Annotated in this window: 18 protein-coding genes; 13 read left to right on the forward strand and 5 right to left on the reverse strand. The window is 57.5% G+C overall.

Annotation, left to right across the window (positions count from 1 at the left end; genetic code table 11):
- Positions 1-115 precede the first annotated feature (115 nt).
- Entirely contained in the window at positions 116-1,093 is a 978-nt protein-coding gene (gene acuI, locus ID864_RS10180) for an acrylyl-CoA reductase (NADPH) (RefSeq protein WP_191149798.1), read from the reverse strand.
- Between the two features lie 223 nt (positions 1,094-1,316).
- Between acuI and csrD the strand changes: the two genes are divergently transcribed.
- The 8 genes from csrD (at position 1,317) to tldD (ending at position 13,796) form a co-directional block, all read left to right on the forward strand.
- Positions 1,317-3,266, forward strand: coding sequence for an RNase E specificity factor CsrD (gene csrD / locus ID864_RS10185; protein ID WP_191149799.1), 1,950 nt, complete (start codon positions 1,317-1,319; stop codon positions 3,264-3,266).
- Between the two features lie 314 nt (positions 3,267-3,580).
- Complete coding sequence (mreB, locus tag ID864_RS10190) at positions 3,581-4,624, forward strand: rod shape-determining protein MreB (protein WP_003855260.1); 1,044 nt, start codon at positions 3,581-3,583, stop codon at positions 4,622-4,624.
- Between the two features lie 69 nt (positions 4,625-4,693).
- Positions 4,694-5,719 (forward strand): rod shape-determining protein MreC, encoded by a 1,026-nt coding sequence (gene mreC / locus ID864_RS10195; RefSeq protein WP_048914418.1) that lies wholly within the window; start codon positions 4,694-4,696, stop codon positions 5,717-5,719.
- Entirely contained in the window at positions 5,716-6,204 is a 489-nt protein-coding gene (gene mreD, locus ID864_RS10200; protein WP_048914419.1) for a rod shape-determining protein MreD, read from the forward strand. Before mreC ends, mreD begins: the two co-directional genes overlap by 4 nt.
- A gap of 9 nt (positions 6,205-6,213) precedes the next feature.
- Positions 6,214-6,807: a Maf family protein gene (locus ID864_RS10205; protein WP_191149800.1), complete on the forward strand. Its 594-nt coding sequence runs from the start codon at positions 6,214-6,216 to the stop codon at positions 6,805-6,807.
- The gene (gene rng / locus ID864_RS10210) at positions 6,797-8,266 is read left to right on the forward strand and encodes a ribonuclease G (protein ID WP_048914421.1); all 1,470 of its coding nucleotides are present in this window, start codon (positions 6,797-6,799) and stop codon (positions 8,264-8,266) included. Before ID864_RS10205 ends, rng begins: the two co-directional genes overlap by 11 nt.
- Positions 8,267-8,292: 26 nt before the next feature.
- Entirely contained in the window at positions 8,293-12,099 is a 3,807-nt protein-coding gene (yhdP, locus tag ID864_RS10215) for an AsmA2 domain-containing protein YhdP (protein WP_191149801.1), read from the forward strand.
- Positions 12,100-12,350: 251 nt separating this feature from the next.
- Positions 12,351-13,796: a metalloprotease TldD gene (tldD, locus tag ID864_RS10220; RefSeq protein ID WP_048914423.1), complete on the forward strand. Its 1,446-nt coding sequence runs from the start codon at positions 12,351-12,353 to the stop codon at positions 13,794-13,796.
- 84 nt (positions 13,797-13,880) lie between these two features.
- Here the strand turns inward: tldD and aaeR are convergent, their stop codons facing one another.
- Positions 13,881-14,795: an HTH-type transcriptional activator AaeR gene (gene aaeR / locus ID864_RS10225; RefSeq protein ID WP_048914424.1), complete on the reverse strand. Its 915-nt coding sequence runs from the start codon at positions 14,793-14,795 to the stop codon at positions 13,881-13,883.
- Positions 14,796-15,062: 267 nt separating this feature from the next.
- On the opposite strand from aaeR, the gene aaeX reads away from it, so the two are divergent.
- The 5 genes from aaeX to ID864_RS10250 all read left to right on the forward strand — a co-directional run bounded on the left by aaeX (position 15,063) and on the right by ID864_RS10250 (position 20,091).
- Positions 15,063-15,266 carry a p-hydroxybenzoic acid efflux pump operon protein AaeX gene (gene aaeX / locus ID864_RS10230; protein WP_048914425.1) on the forward strand — a complete coding sequence of 68 codons (204 nt, stop codon included), beginning with the start codon at positions 15,063-15,065 and terminating at the stop codon, positions 15,264-15,266.
- Between the two features lie 7 nt (positions 15,267-15,273).
- Positions 15,274-16,206 carry a p-hydroxybenzoic acid efflux pump subunit AaeA gene (gene aaeA / locus ID864_RS10235; RefSeq protein ID WP_048914426.1) on the forward strand — a complete coding sequence of 311 codons (933 nt, stop codon included), beginning with the start codon at positions 15,274-15,276 and terminating at the stop codon, positions 16,204-16,206.
- Positions 16,207-16,219: 13 nt separating this feature from the next.
- Positions 16,220-18,178: a p-hydroxybenzoic acid efflux pump subunit AaeB gene (aaeB, locus tag ID864_RS10240; RefSeq protein WP_133622587.1), complete on the forward strand. Its 1,959-nt coding sequence runs from the start codon at positions 16,220-16,222 to the stop codon at positions 18,176-18,178.
- A 137-nt stretch (positions 18,179-18,315) separates the two neighbouring features.
- Positions 18,316-19,770, forward strand: coding sequence for an NAD-dependent succinate-semialdehyde dehydrogenase (locus tag ID864_RS10245; RefSeq protein WP_099753740.1), 1,455 nt, complete (start codon positions 18,316-18,318; stop codon positions 19,768-19,770).
- 51 nt (positions 19,771-19,821) lie between these two features.
- Positions 19,822-20,091 carry a barstar family protein gene (locus ID864_RS10250; RefSeq protein WP_099753739.1) on the forward strand — a complete coding sequence of 90 codons (270 nt, stop codon included), beginning with the start codon at positions 19,822-19,824 and terminating at the stop codon, positions 20,089-20,091.
- A gap of 79 nt (positions 20,092-20,170) precedes the next feature.
- Here ID864_RS10250 and yhcN (ID864_RS10255) read toward each other — a convergent pair whose 3' ends face one another.
- The 3 genes from yhcN (ID864_RS10255) to yhcN (ID864_RS10265) form a co-directional block, all read right to left on the reverse strand.
- Positions 20,171-20,434, reverse strand: a complete 264-nt coding sequence (yhcN, locus tag ID864_RS10255) for a peroxide/acid stress response protein YhcN (protein ID WP_048914429.1) — start codon at positions 20,432-20,434, stop codon at positions 20,171-20,173.
- A gap of 104 nt (positions 20,435-20,538) precedes the next feature.
- Complete coding sequence (gene yhcN, locus ID864_RS10260; RefSeq protein WP_048914430.1) at positions 20,539-20,808, reverse strand: peroxide/acid stress response protein YhcN; 270 nt, start codon at positions 20,806-20,808, stop codon at positions 20,539-20,541.
- 107 nt (positions 20,809-20,915) lie between these two features.
- Positions 20,916-21,179 (reverse strand): peroxide/acid stress response protein YhcN, encoded by a 264-nt coding sequence (gene yhcN / locus ID864_RS10265; protein WP_048914431.1) that lies wholly within the window; start codon positions 21,177-21,179, stop codon positions 20,916-20,918.
- Positions 21,180-21,221 lie beyond the last annotated feature (42 nt).

Genomic DNA, 21,221 nt, shown 5'->3' on the forward strand with positions numbered 1-21,221 from the left:
TAGGGGAATAAGGTTGAGCATGGCTCAGGGCCGGAGTTTGCGCGAGTAATCGGCAAAAAATGTGAAATTTCCTGGAAGAGATCCCCCGCCGGGCGGCAGGGGGAGGGGCGGTCAGTTAGCGGATGCGCACCAGCGTGCGGCCGGTGCTCTGATTATTCAGCAGCTTTTCTGCAGCAGTGGCGGCGTCGGCAAGGGAAAACTCCGTCGTGGCCTGCTGATAAAACGCGGCGGGCAGCACTTTCAGCAGGCGTTTCCACGCTTCGATGCGGCGCGGCGCGGGCGTCATGACTGAGTCGATACCCTGCAAGCGCACGTTGCGCAGAATAAACGGCATCACGCTGGTGGGCAGCGCAAAGCCGCCCGCCAGGCCGCAGGCCGCGACCACGCCGTTGTAGTGCGTCTGCGCCAGCACGCTGGCCAGCACGCGATCGCCTACGGTATCGACGGCCCCGGCCCAGCGCTGTTTCTCCAGCGGGCGCGACTGCGCGCTGAAGTCGCTGCGCGGCAGGATTTCATCGGCGCCGAGCTGACGCAGATAGTCGTGCGTTGATTCACGTCCGCTGACCGCCGCCACCCGATAACCCAGCGCGTGCAGCAGCGCCACGGCGGTACTGCCCACGCCGCCGCTGGCTCCGGTAACCAGTACCTCGCCACTGTCAGGGGTGACGCCTCCCTCTTCCAGCGCCATCACGCACAGCATCGCGGTGAATCCGGCGGTGCCGATAATCATCGCTTTGCGCCCGTCCATGCCCTCCGGCATTGGCACCAGCCAGTCCGCCTTAACCCGCGCCTGCTCGGCCAGCCCGCCCCAGTGATTCTCACCCACCCCCCAACCGGTCAGCAGTACCGGCTGCCCGCTGTGAAAACGCGGGTCGCTGCTGGTATGCACCCGTCCGGCGAAGTCAATGCCGGGCACCATTGGGAACTGGCGGATAATCTTGCCCTTACCGGTTATGGCCAGCGCGTCTTTATAGTTAATGCCTGACCAGTCAATGTCCACCGTCACATCGCCCGGCGGCAGCGTATCCGTGTCGATCTGCTTAACCGTCGCGACGGTGTGGCCTTCAGACTGTTCGAGAACCAGTGCCTGCATAAGAATCTCCTGAAAATGATGTCTGTAACGAAAATAGCAGCCTGCTGAGACTATACTCGCGAAAATGCGTTTTTATCTGACGCCGGGCAAGCAATCGGCGCGATGATTGTGTTATTTTTGCCCGCCGCTGCCGCCAGGTAGCCGAAATTCTCCGGTCGTTAACAATCAGGCTGCGGTTCAGTGTTAATGACGACTCGATCACCGCTGTTACATGGGCACAAGGATGCGATTAACCACCAAACTCTCTGCGATAGTCACGCTGCTTTGTTCACTGGCGACATTACTGATGCTGGTGGGCTGCGTGCTGAGCTTTTTTTATCTCAGTAACCAGCGGGCAGAACATCGGCTCCAGCGGATGGCCGATGATGTGGATAGCGCACTCCTCACTCAGTCGCCACAGCAGGTTGAGCCCTGGCTGCGTCAGCTAATGAATCCGCTGCAAATTGAGCGAATTGAGCTGCTGCGCCATCAAACGCCCCTTCTGCAGCTTGCCCGCCATCAGCAGTCGCTGCTGGACGACGAACCCAACCGCTACCGCCAGATCCTGCTACCGCTGCCGCGCCATGCGGATATGGCGCTGCGCGTGCAGTGGGTCGATCTCAGCCGCACCTGGTTTACCTCATTTATTGGCGCCTCAACGCTGTCGGCAATTGTCGCGGTGGTGGTGATCATGACCCTGCTGCTGTTACAGGCTCACCGCTGGATGTACCGTCAGCTGCGGGGAATGGAGCGGCTGGAGGCGCGTGCCGAAGCGATCATCAGGGGCGAGCGTTCATCAGTGCGCTCCGGTTCGGTCCATGAGTGGCCGCCCAAGGCCAGTAGCGCTATCGATCTGCTGCTGAGCGATCTGAAAGAGGCGGGCGAGCAGCATAATCGCATCGATACGTTAATCCGCGCGTTTGCCGCTCAGGATGCCCGCACCGGGCTGAACAATCGTCTGTTTTTCGATAATCAGCTGACCACGCTGCTGGAAGACCCCGAAGCGGTCGGGACGCACGGCATGGTGATGATGATCCGCCTGCCGGATTTCGACAGTCTGAGCGAACGCTGGGGCCATGCGGCGGTGCAGGATTATCTGTTTGCCCTCGTCAATATCCTTTCTACCTTTGTACTGCGCTATCCCGGCGCACTGCTGGCGCGTTACTTCCGCAGCGATTTTGCCGTTCTGCTGCCGCATCGCAGCGTTAAAGATGCGGACGGCATCGCCTCGCAGCTGATTAACGCTGTGGATACACTGCCGCCGACGCGTATGGTCGATCGCGACGATATGATCCATATCGGCATCAGCGGCTGGCGCAGCGGGCAGAGCACGCAGCAGGTGATGGAAAATGCAGAGCTGGCGACGCGGCAGGCGACCTTGCTGGGCGGCAATAACTGGTCAGTCGGTGAAGGCGGGCAGCAGGATCTGGCGCGCGGTAGCGTGAAATGGCGCACTTTACTGGAAAATACCGTCAACCGTGGCGGGCCGCGGCTCTACCAGAAACCGGCAGTCAATGCGCGCGGTGAGGTGGATCACCGGGAGATGATGCCGCGCATCTTCGACGGCGAGAAAGAGCTGCTCTCTGCGGAGTATCTGCCGATGGTGCAGCAGCTGGGGCTGGCGGAACGCTACGACAGGCTGATGGTGATGCGTATCGTGACGCTGATCGAACTCTGGCCGGAGGAAACGCTTGCTATCCCGTTGACCCTCGACTCATTATTACAGCGCTCATTCCTGCACTGGCTGCGCGATATGCTGCTGCAATGCACTAAATCGCAAAGAAAACGTATTTTATTTGAACTTGCAGAAGCGGATGTGTGTCAACACATCAGCCGCTTAGAACCGGTGTTCCGCTTACTCTACGGTTTTGGCTGTAGCGTAGCGGTGAATCAGGCAGGGTTAACGGTGGTCAGTACCGCCTATATCAAGCAGCTTCAGGTGCGGCTGATCAAGCTGCATCCGGGCCTGGTACGCAATATCGATCGGCGTACCGAAAATCAGCTGTTTGTACAAAGCCTGCTGGAGAGCTGTAAGCAGACTTCAACTGAGGTTTTTGCCGCAGGAGTGCGTTTTAAGGAAGAGTGGCAAACCCTGGTTGAGCTGGGCGTTACTGGTGGTCAGGGGGACTTTTTCGCTACCTCACAACCGGTTAACAGTAGCGTGAAAAAATATTCGCAAAGATATCGAGTTTAGTCTCACGTCTGGCGGGTTTTCACGTAGAATACCCGCGCGGTCATGGTGCGATGCGGATTTGTCGCAGACCCAGGCGAAACTGAAAATGTTAATTTTTATGTATGTTATGTCCGCTGAATCGTCGGAAAACCAGAGCAGATTGCCGGAATGACGGCCTCTGTCTCACAACAGATGCTTAAGGTTGTGACGCTGGCGCGAGATAGCATGATTTTTCACCGGAGCAGAACGTTTTTGCGCCTTGTCGCTGCTTCGTGTGGTTGGTAAAGTAAGCGGATTTTATTTTCCGCCCCCAGCTTGCAGGATTATCCTTTAGTATGTTTAAAAAATTCCGTGGCATGTTTTCCAACGACTTGTCCATCGACCTGGGTACCGCCAATACCCTGATTTACGTGAAAGGGCAGGGCATTGTTCTTAATGAGCCTTCCGTCGTTGCTATCCGTCAGGATCGTGCCGGTTCCCCTAAAAGCGTGGCGGCAGTCGGTCATGACGCCAAACAGATGCTGGGTCGTACCCCCGGCAATATCGCAGCTATTCGCCCAATGAAAGATGGCGTTATCGCCGACTTCTTTGTCACCGAAAAAATGCTGCAGCACTTTATCAAACAGGTTCACAGCAACAGCTTCATGCGCCCAAGCCCGCGCGTGCTGGTGTGTGTACCGGTAGGTGCGACTCAGGTCGAACGCCGTGCCATTCGCGAATCCGCGCAGGGCGCTGGGGCACGTGAAGTGTTCCTGATTGAAGAACCGATGGCTGCGGCAATCGGTGCTGGCCTGCCCGTTTCTGAAGCGACCGGCTCAATGGTGGTGGATATCGGTGGTGGTACCACTGAAGTCGCCGTGATCTCGCTGAACGGTGTGGTTTACTCCTCTTCTGTGCGTATCGGCGGTGACCGCTTCGACGAAGCGATTATTAATTATGTGCGCCGTAACTACGGCTCTCTGATTGGTGAAGCCACCGCAGAGCGCATTAAGCATGAGATCGGTTCAGCCTACCCGGGCGACGAAGTGCGCGAAATTGAAGTCCGCGGTCGTAACCTGGCAGAAGGGGTTCCGCGTGGATTCACTCTGAACTCCAACGAGATCCTCGAAGCGTTGCAGGAGCCGTTAACCGGTATCGTGAGCGCGGTGATGGTTGCGCTGGAACAGTGTCCGCCAGAACTGGCATCGGACATCTCCGAACGTGGCATGGTACTGACCGGTGGTGGTGCGCTGCTGCGTAACCTGGACCGCCTGCTTATGGAAGAGACCGGGATCCCGGTGGTCGTTGCAGAAGATCCACTGACCTGCGTTGCGCGCGGCGGTGGTAAAGCGTTGGAAATGATCGACATGCACGGCGGCGATTTGTTCAGCGAAGAATAATCTGCCTGAAGGAGTGCCGGGGCGCTGCCCGCACTCCTTTTTCATGTTGTCGAGGAAAACGCCGAGTTTATGAAGCCGATGTTCAGCAGGGGGCCTTCCCTGCAGTTACGCTTATTTTTAGCGGTTATAGTGGCAATAGGCGTAATTGTTGCCGACAGTCGTATGGGAGCTTTCTCCCAGATCCGCACCTATATGGACACTGCCGTCAGTCCATTCTACTTCCTGGCCAACGGGCCGCGTCAAATTCTGGACAATGTTTCTGAAACATTGGCCTCCCGCCAGCAGCTCGAGCTGGAAAATAAAGCCTTACAGCGTGAACTGATCCTGAAAAACAGCGAATTGCTGATGCTGGGGCAGTTTAAGCAGGAAAACGCCCGCTTACGCGAACTGCTGGGTTCACCACTGCGTCAGGATGAGCAGAAAATGGTGACGCAGGTGATCTCTACCGGTACCGATCCTTACACCGATCAGGTGGTGATCGACAAAGGCAGCGTCAACGGCGTGTATGAAGGTCAGCCGGTGATCAGCGATAAAGGCGTGGTCGGCCAGGTGGTGGCGGTGGGTAAAATCACCAGCCGCGTGCTGCTGATCTGCGATGCTTCACACGCGCTGCCCATTCAGGTGCTGCGCAATGACATCCGGGTGATTGCTGCCGGTAACGGCTGCACCGAAGATCTTCAGCTGGAGCATCTGCCGGGTAACACCGATATCCGCGTCGGTGATGTGCTGGTGACCTCCGGGCTGGGTGGACGCTTCCCTGAAGGCTATCCGGTTGGCGTAGTGTCATCAGTGAAAGTTGATACCCAGCGCGCTTATACCGTGATCCAGGCACGTCCAACCGCTGGCCTGCAGCGCCTGCGTTACCTGCTGCTGCTGTGGGGCGCAGATCGCAATGGCACGATGCCCATGGCGCCGGATGAAGTGCACCGCGTGGCCAACGAGCGCCTGATGCAGATGATGCCGCAGGTGTTACCGCAGGCGAGTGAAGTCGTCGGGCCACCGGCACCGCCAGCCCCTGCGGCGGCCACGCAAACTGCCGCGCCGGCAGCGGCGCCTGTGCGCACCCAGTCCGCCGTGCGTGGGGTGCAGCCTTGAGTCGCTATCGCAGTCAGGGGCGCTGGGTCATCTGGCTCTCCTTCCTGGTCGCGCTGGTGCTGCAAATTATGCCGTGGCCGGAACAGTTCTATATGTTCCGGCCCTCCTGGCTGCTGCTGATCCTCATTTACTGGACGCTGGCGCTGCCGCACCGTGTGAATGTCGGTACCGGCTTCGTGATGGGATCTATAATGGATCTCATCTCCGGTTCGACCCTCGGCGTGCGTGCACTGGCGCTGAGCATCGTCGCATACCTGGTGGCATTCAAATTCCAGCTGTTCCGCAATCTGGCGCTGTGGCAGCAGGCACTGATGGTGATGGTGCTGTCGCTGGCGATGGATGTTGTTGTTTTCTGGGCAGAGTTTTTAGTGATTAATGTCTCTTTTCGCCCGGAAATATTCTGGAGCAGCGTCGTCGACGGTGTACTCTGGCCGTGGTTGTTCTTACTGATGAGAAAGATTCGCCGCCAGTTCGCCGTACAATAAAGGACAATTATGGTATCCCTGTATCTGGCTTCTGGCTCCCCCCGTCGTCGTGAACTGCTGACTCAGCTTGGCCTGTCATTTGAACGCCTCGCCACCGAGGTGAAAGAGCAGCGGCATGACGGCGAAACGGCGCAGCAGTATGTCCGCCGACTCGCCCATGATAAAGCGCAGGCGGGTGTCGCCGTGGCGGCACAGGATCTGCCGGTGCTGGGGGCGGATACCATCGTGGTACTGAATAATGAAGTGCTGGAGAAGCCGGTCGATACGGCCGCCGCAGGCGCGATGCTGGCGAAGCTCTCCGGCCAGACGCATCAGGTTATGACCGCCGTTGCGCTGGCAGACCGTCAGCAAACGCTGGATTGCCTGGTGATCACTGACGTCACTTTCCGCGTGCTCACGCCCGAAGATATTGCCAGCTATGTTGCCAGCGGTGAACCGATGGACAAAGCCGGGGCATATGGTATTCAGGGACTGGGCGGCAACTTTGTCAGAAAAATTAATGGAAGCTATCACGCGGTCGTTGGGCTGCCACTGGTGGAAACCGCCGAGCTGTTCAGCCATTTTCAGTCGCTGCGTGAAGTGAGAGGTCAAGATGACAGCTGAACTGCTGGTAAATATTACCCCGTCAGAAACCCGCGTTGCCTATATTGATGGCGGGATCCTGCAGGAGATCCACATTGAGCGTGAAGCGCGCCGCGGTATCGTAGGTAACATCTACAAGGGCCGCGTCAGCCGGGTACTGCCGGGAATGCAGGCAGCGTTTGTCGATATCGGCCTGGAAAAAGCCGCGTTCCTGCACGCTTCCGATATTATGCCGCACACCGAATGCGTGGCGCGTGACGAAAAGAAAAACTTTATCGTGCGCGATATCTCCGAGCTGGTGCGTCAGGGCCAGGACCTGATGGTGCAGGTGGTGAAGGATCCGCTCGGCACCAAAGGCGCGCGTCTGACCACCGATATTACCCTGCCTTCGCGCTATCTGGTATTTATGCCGGGTGCATCGCACGTAGGCGTATCGCAGCGCATCGAGAGCGAAGCCGAGCGTGACCGCCTGAAGGCCGTGGTTGCAGGTTACTGCGACGAACTGGGCGGCTACATTATCCGTACCGCCGCCGAAGGCGTGGGTGAGGATGAGCTGGCCTCCGACGCAGCGTTCCTGAAGCGGCTGTGGACCAAGGTGATTGAGCGTAAGAAGCGCAACCAGACGCGCTGCCGCCTGTATGGGGAAGTTGCCCTGTCGCAGCGCATCCTGCGTGACTTCGCCGGGGCTGCGCTTGACCGCATCCGCATCGACTCACGTCTGACCTTCGAACATCTGGTGGAATTTACCGGTGAATATATCCCGGAGATGACCGCTAAGCTGGAGCTGTACACCGGCAAGCAGCCCATCTTCGATCTGTTTGATGTGGAAAACGAGATCCAGCGTTCTCTCGACCGTAAGGTTGAGCTGAAATCCGGCGGCTACCTGATCATCGACCAGACCGAAGCGATGACCACCATCGATATCAATACTGGCGCTTTTGTCGGCCACCGCAATCTCGAAGAGACCATTTTCAATACCAATATTGAAGCGACGCAGGCGATTGCCCGCCAGCTGCGCCTGCGCAATCTGGGCGGGATTATCATTATCGACTTTATCGACATGAATAATGAAGATCACCGCCGCCGCGTGCTGCACTCGCTCGACCAGGCGCTGAGTAAAGATCGGGTGAAAACCGGGGTCAATGGCTTCTCCCAGCTCGGGCTGGTGGAGATGACGCGTAAGCGCACCCGTGAAAGTATTGAGCATGTATTGTGTCAGGATTGCCCGGTATGCAAAGGTCGCGGCACGCTGAAAACCGTGGAAACGGTATGTTACGAGATCATGCGTGAAATCGTCAGGGTGCATCATGCCTATGACTCCGATCGTTTCCTGGTCTATGCTTCTCCCGCGGTCGGCGAAGCGCTGAAAAGTGAGGAGTCGCACGCGCTGGCGGAAGTGGAAATATTTGTCGGCAAACAGGTTAAAGTCCAGGTTGAACCGCTCTATACCCAGGAGCAGTTTGACGTGGTGATGATGTAGATTCAGGCTGTGACAAGGAGAGGTATGTGAGGCGATTGCCGAGGATTTTGCTACTGACGGGCGCAACGTTAGTCGTGGTGACTGCGCTACTGGTCAGTGGCTTACGCCTGCTGATGCCTCACCTCAACGGCTGGCGCACGCCTGTCCTTGAACATATCTCCTCCGCCACCGGCGTGCCGGTGCAGGCCAGCTCTTTAGAAGGCAGCTGGGAAAACTACGGCCCGCGCCTTGAGATTAGAGACATTCAGGCCGGATTGCCCGACGGTGGCGAACTGAAAATTCAGCGCGTGACGCTGGCGCTCGACGTCTGGCAGTCTCTGCTGCACCTGCGCTGGCAGTTTCGTGACCTGACCTTCTGGCAGTTCCATCTGGTCACCAATACCCCGCTCAGCTCCGGCGACAATGGCAAATCCAACATTCAGGTAGAGCAGCTCAACGACCTGTTCCTGCGCCAGTTTGACCATTTCGATCTGCGCGACAGCGAAATCAGCTTTGTCACGCCCTCCGGCCAGCGTGCCGAACTGGCGATCCCTCAGCTGACCTGGCTGAATGAGAAAACCCGTCACCGTGCGGAAGGACTGGTCAGCCTTTCCAGCTTTACCGGGCAGCACGGGGTGGTGCAGGTACGCCTCGATCTCAGCGACAGCAACGGCTATCTGGACACCGGCCGCGTGTGGATGCAGGCCGATGACGTCGATGTGAAGCCGTGGCTGGGCCAGTGGATGCGCGATAACACCAGCCTCGACAGCGCGCGCTTCAGCCTGGCGGCGTGGATGAGCGTGAAAAATGGCGAAGTGCACGATGGCGATGTCTGGCTGAAGAAGGGGGGCGCGAACTGGCAGGGCGATCGACAGTCGCACCATCTCAGCGTTGATAACCTGACCGCGCATATCAGCCGTTTCAACAGCGGGTGGAACCTCTCTATCCCGCAGACGCGCTTTATTACCGACGGGCAGCCGTGGCCGCACGGTCAGCTTTCCCTGATGTGGCAGCCGGAAAACAGCCTGCTGCCCGGGCCGGATCATCAGCCGGAACTGCGCGTGCGCGCCACCGACCTCGATCTGCAGCGTCTTGATCCGCTGGTGCCGCTTTTCGCCAAACTTTCACCGCAGCTGCTGGATAACTGGCGTTCGATACAGCCGCGCGGACAGCTACAGGCGCTGGCGGTCGATGTGCCGCTGCAGCAGCCGGAGCGTACGCGTTTCCAGGCGAAATGGCAGGATCTGAGCTGGCAGCAGTGGGAGCTGTTGCCGGGCATGGAGCATTTTAGCGGCTCACTGAGCGGGAGTGTCGCCGACGGGCAGCTGGCGTTCGCCATTCAGCAGGCCTCGCTGCCTTACGGTGAGATGTTCCGGGCGCCGCTGGAGATTAACCAGGCTAGCGGAACGATTAACTGGCAGTACGGCGAGCAGGGGCTGACGTTATCCGGTCAGCAGCTCGACGTGCAGGCGAACTCCCTGTGGGCGCACGGTGATTTCAGCTATCAGCAGCCAAAAGGGCAGCCGCCGCGCCTCAATATTCTCGCCGGTATTAACCTGAGCGATGCCAGCCAGGCCTGGCGTTACTTCCCTGAGCCGCTGATGGGCAAGAATCTGGTGCACTATCTTACCGGCGCGCTGAAAGGCGGGCAGGTCAGCAACGCTACGCTGCTGTTTGCCGGTAACCCGCAGGATTTTCCGTTCAAGCATAATGAAGGGATGTTTGAAGTGGCCGTGCCGCTGCGCAAGGCCACCTACGAATTTGAGCCCGGCTGGCCCGCGTTGGAAAACCTTGATATTGACCTCGACTTCGCCAACAACGGCCTGTGGATGAAGGCAGAGAAGATCAAGCTGGGCGAGGTGGACGGGCACAATATCTCGGCGGTGATCCCTGACTATCTGCAGGAAAAGCTGATCGTTGATGGCGATATCAAAGGCGGCGGGCCGCAGATCCGCGACTACTTCAATCAATCCCCGCTTAAGCCTTCACTCGGCGGCGCGCTGGATGAGCTGCAAATTGGCGGTGATGTGAGTGGTCACTTACATCTTGATATCCCGCTGGACGGCGAGCAGGTGCGTGCCACGGGCGATGTGAACCTCAATAATAACTCGCTGCTGGTTAAACCGATTGAAACGCGCTTTGAGCAGCTTTCCGGCCGCTTTACCTACGATAATGGTGACCTGAAAAGTGATGCAATGACGGCGCGCCTGTTAGGTCAACCGATCGGCGTCAGCTTTAATACGCAGGAAGGCGAGAAAGATTACCAGATAGGCGTCGATCTCAACGCAAACTGGCAGCCGGGCAATATTGCGCAGATCCCTGAAGCCGCGCGCAAAAAGCTGGGCGGCAGCGTGCCGTGGCGCAGCAACGTGCTGATTAGTTTACCGCACGGCGGCGGAGCTAACTATCAGGTTAATGTCGACGGCGATCTGAAAAATGTGAGTAGCCGCTTACCTTCTCCGCTCGATAAGAAGGGCGGCAGCGCCATGCCGGTGAAGGTACTGGTAAAGGGTAATCTCAACGGCTTCAATTTGAGCGGCGCGGTCGGTGAGCGCCATCGCTTTAACAGCCACTGGCTACTGGGCAAACAGCTGCGCGTTGAGCGCGGCATCTGGGAGAATGACACCCAGCGCACCCCTGCGCTGCCGGATACGCGCGGCATGGTGCTGAACCTGCCGCCGCTGGACGGTGAGGCCTGGATTGGGCTGCTCGGTGCTGGTGCTGGTAGCGGTGCGGGCGGTCAGGCAGGCAGCGCGTATCTGCCGGGCGATATTAAACTGCACACCCCGACACTGACGCTGGCGGGCCAGCAGTGGCAGGATCTGACGGCGACCCTCAGCCAGGCAATGGGGGGCGAGATGACGGTACAGGCACAGGGCAAAGAGATTAACGGATCGCTGGCGATTGCCAAAAATGGCCCGTGGCTGGTTAACCTGAAATACCTTTATTACAACCCGCAGTGGGACAGTAAAGGGACCCGCTCGGTACCGCTGCCGCAGGACGCCTCGTCGATCAACTTCAGCCGCTGGCCGGCACTGCGCCTGAATTGCGATGAGTGCTGGCTACGCGGGCAGAAATTTGGCGTGATGAAAGCCGAGCTGACGCCGTCCGGCGATACCCTGACGTTAGCCAACGGCCTGATAGACAGCGGCAATACCCACCTGACGGTCAATGGTGAGTGGGTCAACAAGCCCGGCGAGCAGCGCACCTCACTGAAAGGCGTGCTGAGCGGTAAAAAAATCGATGAGGCCACCAACTGGTTTGGCGTTACGTCGCCACTGCGCGATGCGCCGTTCAGGCTCGAGTATGACCTGCACTGGCGCTCTGCCCCGTGGCAGCCTTCGGAAGAGACGCTGAGCGGCGTACTAAAATCCCACCTTGGCGCCGGACAGATTGCCGACGTCTCCACCGGGCGCGCCGGGCAGCTGCTGCGGCTGGTGAGCTTTGATTCGCTGGTACGCAAGCTGCGCCTCGACTTTAGCGATACCTTCAGCCAGGGCTTCTGGTTTGACTCGATCAACGGCACGGCCTGGATCGAAAATGGCATGATGCGTACGGATAATCTCCTGGTGGACGGGCTGGAAGCGGACATCGCGATGAAAGGCAATGTGGACCTGGTTAAACGCCGCATCGATATGGAAGCCACCGTCGCGCCGGAAATCTCCGCCACTGTTGGCGTGGCGACGGCCTTTGCGGTCAATCCGGTTATCGGTGCCGCCGTGTTTGCTGCCAGTAAGGTGCTCGGCCCACTGTGGAATAAAATTTCGGTGCTGCGCTACCACATTAGTGGGCCAATCGATAAGCCGCAGATTGACGAAGTGCTGCGCAAGCCGCGTGAAAACAGCGAGAAGTGAATTTGACGTAGACCCGCTAATGCCTCAGGCTGTTATACCCTTCATACTTGAAGTCCCCTCGTAGGGTCTTTTGGTGTAGCAGTGTTAGCTGCGTGCGTTCACCCCGGTCACTTACCGATGTAAGCTCCCGGGGATTCATTTATTTGCTGCCTTGCTGCAACGCCAATTATTTTGGGTAAACCATCGAAAATCGTCATAATTGACAATTGAAAGCCAGCAGCCACTGGCTCATCCACACAGAGCGAGAATTCATGAGTCTGAATCTGGTAAGTGAGCAGTTACTAACTGCTAACAACATTAGTCAAAGCGACCTCTTTTCCATTCTCGGCCAGCTGTCCGAGCGCAAGCTGGATTACGCTGACCTCTATTTTCAGTCCAGCTACCATGAATCCTGGGTGCTGGAAGACCGCATTATTAAAGACGGCTCCTACAATATCGATCAGGGCGTGGGCGTGCGCGCCATCAGCGGTGAGAAAACCGGTTTCGCCTATGCCGATCAGCTGACGCTGAATGCCCTGCATCAGAGCGCCACGGCGGCACGCAGTATCGTGCGCGAGCAGGGTAATGGCCAGTCACGCACCCTCGGGGCGGTGGCAAACCGCCCGCTCTACCCGGCGCTTGACCCGCTGCAAAGCCTGACGCGTGAAGAGAAAATTGAGCTGCTGCACCGCGTCGATAATGCGGCGCGTGCTGCCGATAAGCGCGTGCAGGAAGTCTCCGCCAGCCTTACCGGCGTCTATGAACTGGTGCTGGTGGCGGCAACCGACGGTACGCTGGCAGCGGATGTGCGCCCGCTGGTGCGCCTGTCGGTCAGCGTGCAGGTTGATGATAACGGCAAACGCGAGCGCGGCTCCAGCGGCGGCGGCGGCCGTTTCGGCTATGAGTTTTTCCTCGCCGATGAAAACGGTGAGATGCGTGCCGAAGCCTGGGCGCGCGAAGCGGTGCGTATGGCGTTGGTTAATCTGAATGCGGTAGCGGCCCCGGCGGGGATGTTCCCCGTGGTGCTCGGTGCGGGCTGGCCGGGCGTGCTGCTGCACGAAGCGGTCGGTCACGGGTTGGAAGGCGACTTTAACCGTCGCGGTACCTCGGTGTTCAGTGGTCAGATGGGCCAGCTGGTGGCCTCCGAACTGTGTACCGTCGTGGATGATGGCACCATCGATGGCCTGCGTGGCTCGCTGGCGATTGATGATGAAGGCGTGCCGGGGCAGTACAACGTCCTGATTGAGAACGGCATTCTGAAAGGCTACATGCAGGACAAACTGAATGCGCGCCTGATGGGGGTGCCGCCAACCGGTAACGGTCGCCGCGAGTCTTACGCGCACCTGCCGATGCCGCGTATGACCAACACCTATATGCTGGCGGGTAAATCAACGCCGCAGGATATCATTGAAAGCGTAGAGTACGGCCTGTACGCGCCGAATTTCGGCGGCGGCCAGGTCGATATCACCTCCGGCAAATTCGTTTTCTCCACTTCAGAAGCCTATCTGATTGAGAACGGTAAAGTGACGACGCCGGTTAAAGGTGCCACGCTGATTGGTTCCGGCATCGAAGCGATGCAGCAGATTTCGATGGTCGGCAACGATCTGGCGCTGGATAAAGGCGTCGGCGTCTGTGGTAAAGAGGGGCAGAGCCTGCCGGTTGGCGTGGGTCAGCCAACCCTGAAGCTGGATAAACTCACCGTCGGCGGCACCGCATGATATCGGGCGGACCGGAAAAAAAGGTCCGCCCCTACCACTGAGTCCTGCGTAGGGGGCGGCCATTTTTCCGGTCGCCCCTGCGGGCTATTTGCGAAACTCGCGATAGATCTCCGCCACCTTGTCAAAATATTCGGTCAGATGGTTAATACACACCTGTACCTTTAGCGGTAGTTTGTCCTTCTGCGTGTACACGGCATACACCGGGCGCGGCACCGACTGGTAGTGCGCGAACAGAATTTCCACCTCCCCGGCATTAATCTCTTCGATAATCCACATCAGCGGCACATAGGCGATCCCGGTTCCGGATTTAAGCCAGCGGATCAGCGTTTGCGAATCATTAGTGGCAAAGCGCCCCTGCGGCGACAGGCGAATAGCGGTACCTTCCGGTGAGGTCAGCTCAAAATCGTTGTCCGGGCGCACGCTGTATTCCAGCCACGAAAAGTTGCTGATATCGGCAGGATTTTCCGGAACGCCATGCTGTAACAGGTAGCTTTTCGCCGCGCAGACCACCATCGGCATCGAGCCAAGGCGCTTCGAAAACAGGTTGGAGTCCCGCAGTGCGCCAACGCGGATCACCAGGTCCAGCCCGTCGGCAATCAGGTCCGGTGCCGGGATACCGGTTACCAGATTCACCGTCAGCCCCGGATACTCTTTCAGCATCTCTTCCGTCATGGGTGCCAGCAGGTTCTGCGCCATGGTGGAGGAGCTGCCGATACGCAGCAGGCCAATCGGGGTGTTATTAAATGCCCACAGCTGTTCATGCACCTGCTGAGCTTCGGAAAGCATGCGGCGACAGCCCTGGAAGTAGATTTTACCTGCCTCGGTCAAGCCGATGCTGCGGGTGCTGCGGTTGAGTAGTTTGACCTGCAGCTCATCTTCCAGCCGGGCAACCGTCTGACTCACTGCGGATACGCTTAACTGCAGATGCTGCGCCGCGGCGGTAAATGAGCCCATTTCAACGACTTTGGCAAAGACGGACATGCCCTTGAGTCTTTCCATTGTTAACCCTGGGTTAAAAGTGATTTAGATCACATTTGGTAGATTACTTATAGTCAGGCACGTTACTATAGCATTGTTGGGTTACTGCTCCGTAACGCTATCCCTTTAAATGCTCCTTGCCGGATACGCTATTATTCATTCAGTATCGGTTCTGATTCGCACCCTTCGTCAGGTCATCATTACCCGCACGCGTAGCCGCCCTGAAACCGGGAGGGGATAACGTTATGCCAGCAGATTTATCCGGCATAGTATCAACAAGGATAAAAGATGAGTGTACTTCCGGTTATTGTGGTGTTCGGGCTGTCGTTCCCACCGATATTTTTTGAAATTATTGTGTCACTGATGCTGTTCTGGCTGGTACGACGGTTGCTGACTCCGACCGGAATTTACGATCTGGTCTGGCACCCTGCACTGTTTAATACTGCGTTGTACTGCTGCCTGTTCTGGCTGGTATCCCGTTTGTTCGTCTGAGGTCTGAGTGAAAGCACTTACAAGAAAAATTTCTCGCGTCGCCATTACCCTGCTGCTGGTGATCGTTGCCGTTGTCCTTATTTTCCGCGTATGGGTGTTCTATACCGAATCGCCGTGGACGCGTGATGCCAAATTTACCGCCGACGTGGTGGCAATCGCCCCTGACGTCAGCGGTTTGATCACCGATGTGCGCGTGCATGATAACCAGCTGGTCGCTAAAGACCAGGTCCTGTTCACTATCGATCAGCCGCGCTACCAGCAAGCGCTGGATGAAGCGCAGGCTGATGTCGCCTACTATCAGGCGGTGCTGAGTGAAAAACGTCGCGAGGCGGCGCGCCGCAACCAGCTCGGGGTTTCCGCCATGTCGCGTGAGGCTATCGACCAGGCAAACAACGACTTCCAGACCACTGAACATCAGCTGGCGAAGGCCGTCGCCGTGCGCGACCTGGCGAAGATCGACCTCGATCGCACCGTGGTGAAAGCCCCATCCGCAGGTTGGATCACTAACCTGAATGTCTATACCGGGGAGTTTATTACCCGTGGTTCTACCTCGGTAGCGCTGGTGAAAAAAGACTCCTTCTACGTGCTGGCCTACCTTGAAGAGACCAAGCTGGACGGGATCCGCCCAGGTTTCCGCGTGGAAATTACGCCGCTGGGCAGCAATGCGGTGCTGTATGGCTCTGTGGATAGCGTTGCCGCGGGCGTTACCAACAGCAGCAGCACGGTCGACAGCAAGGGCATGGCCACCGTCGACTCCGACCTGGAATGGGTGCGGCTGGCGCAGCGTGTCCCGGTGCGTATTCACCTTGATAAGCAGCCGGGCAACCTCTATCCGTCCGGGACCACCGCGACCATCGTGGTGACCGGGGCGCAAGATCGTCAGCAGCACGAGATGTCGCCAATGATGAAACTGATGCATCGCCTGCGCGAGTTTGGCTAAGGCGGGGCCTATCATGCAGTGGTATCGTCTGCGCTATCCGATCAAACTGACCTTTGCCATCCTTCTGGCGCTGTGTGTCGGCTTTGAATTTAATCTCGAAACGCCGCGCTGGTCGGTGATGACTGCGGCAATTGTCGCGGGCGGCACCGGGTTTGCTGCCGGAGGCGATCCGTTCTCCGGCGCGCTGCGTCATCGCGGCATGCTGCGTATTATCGGCACCTTTATCGGCTGTATCGCCGCGCTGGCCATCATGATCACCACCATTCGTGCGCCGGTCGTCATGCTGCTGCTGTGCTGCATCTGGGCTGGCGTCTGCGTCTGGCTCTCCTCGCTGATCAAGGTCGAGAACTCCTACGCGCTAGGACTGGCGGGCTATACCGCGCTGATTATTGTGGTCAGCGTTGACGCTAACGGCTCCCTGCTGCTGGCTCCGCAGTTTGCGGTTGAGCGCTGTAGCGAAATCGTAATCGGTATTGTCTGTGCCATCCTCGCCGATCTGCTGTTCTCCCCACGCTCAATCAAGCTGGATATCGACCGTGAAATCGATGCGCTGCTGGTGGAGCATTATCGTCTGATGCAGCTGTGCGTTTCGCATGGCGATAAAGAAGAGGTCGATAAGTGCTGGGCCGGGCTGGTGCGCCGTACCACCGCGCTGAACGGCATGAGAACGCATCTGATGATGGAGTCCGGGCGCTGGCAGAAGGTCGATCGCCGTCTCAAGGTGCTCCACTCCCTCTCACTGACGCTGATCACCCAGGCTTGTGAAACCTTCCTGATCCAGAACACGCGTCAGGAGTATGTCCCGCCGCAGTTCCACCTGTTCTTTGAAAAACCGGTGGAAAATATCAGCGATATCCACAAGCGCATGAAGATTATGCGCCGGGTCATCACCCTTAGCGGCAGTAAAAATACCCCGGAAACCATCCGTAACTGGGTTGGCGCCGCCAGCCGCTATCTGCTGTTAATGAAGGGCATTCACACCAACAGCAGCATCAGCCGGATGGAAGAAGAGGTGTTAAATACCGAACCGGTGGTAAAAATGCGTTCGGCAGAAACCCGTCACGCGCTGGTTAACGGCGTGCGCACCTTTGTTGCCACCGCCGTCGGTTCGCTGTTCTGGCTGTGGACCGGCTGGACTTCCGGCAGCGGTGCGATGGTGATGCTGGCGGTGATTACCGCGCTGGCAATGCGCATGCCGAACCCGCTGATGGTGGCGAAAGACTTCCTGTACGGCATGATCGTCGCCATTCCGGTTGGCGGGCTGTACTACATGGTGATCATGCCGAACACCCAGCAGAGCATGCTGCTGCTCTGTATTGCGCTGGGGATCATGGCCTTTATCTGCGGCATTCTGATCCAGCGCCGCCAGATCGGTACGCTCGGCGGGCTGGTGGGCACCATCAACATCCTGACGCTGGATAACCCGATGAAGTTCAACATCAGCGTGTTTCTCGACGGGGCGCTGGGCCAGGCGATCGGCTGCTTTGTCGCACTGCTGGTGATCCTGCTGATCCGCGATACGTCGAAAGCCCGGGTTGGCCGCACGCTGCTTAATCGCTTTATGTATGCGGCGGTTTCGGCGATGACGACCAATACGGCGCGCCGCCGCGAGAACCATCTGCCCGCGTTGTACCAGCAGCTGTTTATGCTGCTGAATATCTTCCCCGGCGATGTGAACAAGTTCCGTCTGGCGCTGACGCTGATTATCGGCCATCAGCGGCTGCGCGCCGCTGACGTTCCCGTCAATGCCGATCTGTCGGCTTACCACAAGCAGCTGCGCCACACCGCCGACCGGGTGATCTCCGCCAGCAGTGATGGCAAGCGGCGCCACTACTTTGAGCGCCTGCTGGCGGAGTTCGACATTTATCAGCAAAAGCTGGAGCAGTATCAGGCGCCACAAAGCGTGACCGAGCCCGTTGCGCTGCTGGCTGGCATTCTGAAGAAATATCAGAATACCCTGATCGAGATTTGATCTTGCCGCTGACGGCGCCTGCCGTCAGCATTTTTCCCGGCCATAATCCCCGCGATGATGCCCTTTTGTCACAAAACCTCGCGGTTTTGCCATCTATACTTGATCCAGCTGAAGGGTAAACACATCTGGAGAAAATCATGACGATCTCAACGCTTAAGGACAACGACCTGTTTCAGACCGGTTTCCTGGTAAACGGAAAGTGGCAGCAGGCGGCCAGCACTTTTGAGGTGCTCAACCCGGCGACGGGGGAAGTGGTTGCTGCGGTGGCTAAAGCGGGTAAGGCGGAAACGGAACAGGCGATTGCCGCCGCCGCCGCGGCATTCCCGGCGTGGCGGGCAAAAACGGCCAAAGAGCGGGCAGAGATTCTGCATCGCTGGTATCAGCTGATGATTGAAAACAAAGCCTGGCTCGGCCAACTGATGACCGCCGAACAGGGCAAGCCGTTAAAAGAAGCCGAGGGTGAAGTGGAGTACGCCGCCAGCTTTATTCAGTGGTTTGCCGAGCAGGCCAAGCGCGCCAACGGTGAGATTATCCCACCGGCCAAGCCCGGCAGCCGTATTCTGGCCACGCGCGAGCCGATTGGTGTGGTGGCGGCAATTACCCCGTGGAACTTCCCGATGGCGATGCTGACGCGCAAGCTGGGTCCGGCATTAGCGGCGGGCTGCACCGGCATCATCAAACCGGCGAATAACACCCCGCTTTCAGCCTTTGCCCTGCTGGCGCTGGCGAAAAAAGCGGGCGTACCGGACGGCGTTCTCAATGCGGTCGCGGGCGATACTCACGCCATCAGCGACGCGATTATGGCCAGTAAAGCGGTGCGCAAAATCTCCTTTACCGGTTCCACCCAAGTCGGCAAGCTGCTGATGCGCAATGCGTCAGAGACGATGAAAAAAGTCTCGATGGAGCTGGGGGGCAACGCGCCCTATATCGTGTTTGAGGATGCCGATATAGATGCGGCGGTAAAAGGGGCCATCGCCAACAAATTCCGCAACGCCGGGCAGGTCTGCGTCAGCGTGAATCGCTTCTATATTCATAACAGCGTCTACGACCGCTTCGTTAACCAGCTGGCAGACGAAGTGAAAAAGCTAAAAGTGGGCAATGGCATGGATGAGGGCGTCGTGGTTGGCCCGCTGATTGAAGCTTCGGCGCTGGAAAAAGTCGAGGAGCACGTCAATGATGCGCTCAGTCATGGCGGCAAGGTCATCACCGGGGGAGCGCGTCACGCGCTGGGCGGTAACTTCTGGCAGCCTACGGTGATTGCCGAAGCGAATGAAAGCATGAAGCTGTCACGGGAAGAGACCTTTGGTCCAGTGGCGGCGTGCTTCCGCTTTGATGAGGAAGAGGAGGTGATCCGCCGTGCCAACGACACCGAATTTGGCCTGGCAGCTTACTTCTATACGCAAAACCTGCAGCGCGTATTTCGCGTCTCAGCCGCGCTGGAAAGCGGCATGGTGGGAATTAACGAGTGTGCGGTGTCCACCGAGCTCGCGCCGTTTGGTGGCGTAAAAGAGTCGGGATTAGGGCGTGAAGGCTCGGTGCTGGGGCTGGAAGAGTATATGGAAGTGAAAGCCCTGCATATTGGCGGACTTTAACCCAACGGGCGGCAGTCGCCGCCCAGCTGTGTGTCCTGCGGAGCAGACCGAATGAAAAGAGAGATTTTCGACTTTGATGTGATTGTCGATCAGGCGCATTTCTTCCGACAGTTCACTGAACGCTTTGCCCTGACGGATCGTACCATCGCCGATCTGGACAGTCTGTGGGATGCTATCACCGGGCCGCAAATGCCCTTACCGTTGGAGATTGAGTTCGTCAATTTGGGCAGCGGCCAGAGGCGACGCTACGGCGCGCTGATTCTGCTATTTGATGAAGCGGAAGAGGAGCTGGATGGCGAGTTTCGCTTTAACGTTAAATAGTCAGGCAAAAAAAGGGCCCCGGCGAACGGGGCCAAAGGGTTCGTCTTGCCGGGCAACGGGTGTGCCCATCGACGAGGAATTACTTATACAGCTCGGCGGTGACATGCCAGTTATCCTGATTGCGCGCTTCAACAATTCGGTAAGCACTGGCACCTTCACTATCCGCTTTCTGTGACACCTGCTGACGGATATCCGACGGCACGCCTGCCACACCGCTTAATGTAATCGTCCCCGCAGATTGCAGATTCTCAGCCTGTTGGTTATTGACCAGCTGTGCGGCGCTGGCGCCGAAACTGACCAGTGAAAACAGGCTCAATGCAGCGATGGTTGTTTTGATTTTCATATTTAATCTCCTCATTGTGACCAACAACCTGCGGGCTTCGACTTTATGACCGCGGTCATGTCACGGACGGGCGCTGACAGCGCCCGATGTCTGTTCGTTAACGGTTATTTATACAGTTCAGCCGTTACGTGGTAGTTGCCGTCGTTACGCGCTTCAATCACACGGTAGGCGCTGGCACCCTGCTGATCCGCTTTCTCAGACAGCTGATGACGAATATCCATGGTAGTGCCGTTAATGCCGCTCACGCTGACGGTACCGACTGACTGCAGGTTCTGATTATTAACCTGGTCGTTAGTCACCAGGCTGGCAGCGCTGGCACCAAATGAAAGAACGGAAGCAAGACCTAAAGCAGCGATGGTGAAGGTAGTTTTCATGATATGACTCCAGAAATTGGGTTGGGAGGTAACCGAAAGGGCTAAAAAACGTTTATTATTCTTGGGGTTACCGTAATTTTTGTTTTTACTCTCAGACAGATACGAACTTATTTGTACAGCTCGGCAGTAGCATGCCAGTTGCCATTCACATTATTTTCGATAACGCGATAAGCGGTGGCACCTTTCTGGTCGGCTTTATCGTTCAACGCCTGGTGGATATCCATCGGTGAACCCGCAATGCCGCTTACGCTGACAGTGCCGATTGGCTGAAGATTTTTAGCCTGTTCTGCGCTGATAGATTCAGCGGCGAAAGCGCCGAATGACAGAGCAGAAAGAAGGCCAAAGGTAGCAATAGTAGTGGTAACTTTCATGATTTGATTCCTCGTCAACTGTTTTTATCTTTTTAATTACTG

It is taken from the genome of Erwinia aphidicola, from assembly GCF_014773485.1.
Lineage (GTDB): Bacteria > Pseudomonadota > Gammaproteobacteria > Enterobacterales > Enterobacteriaceae > Erwinia > Erwinia aphidicola.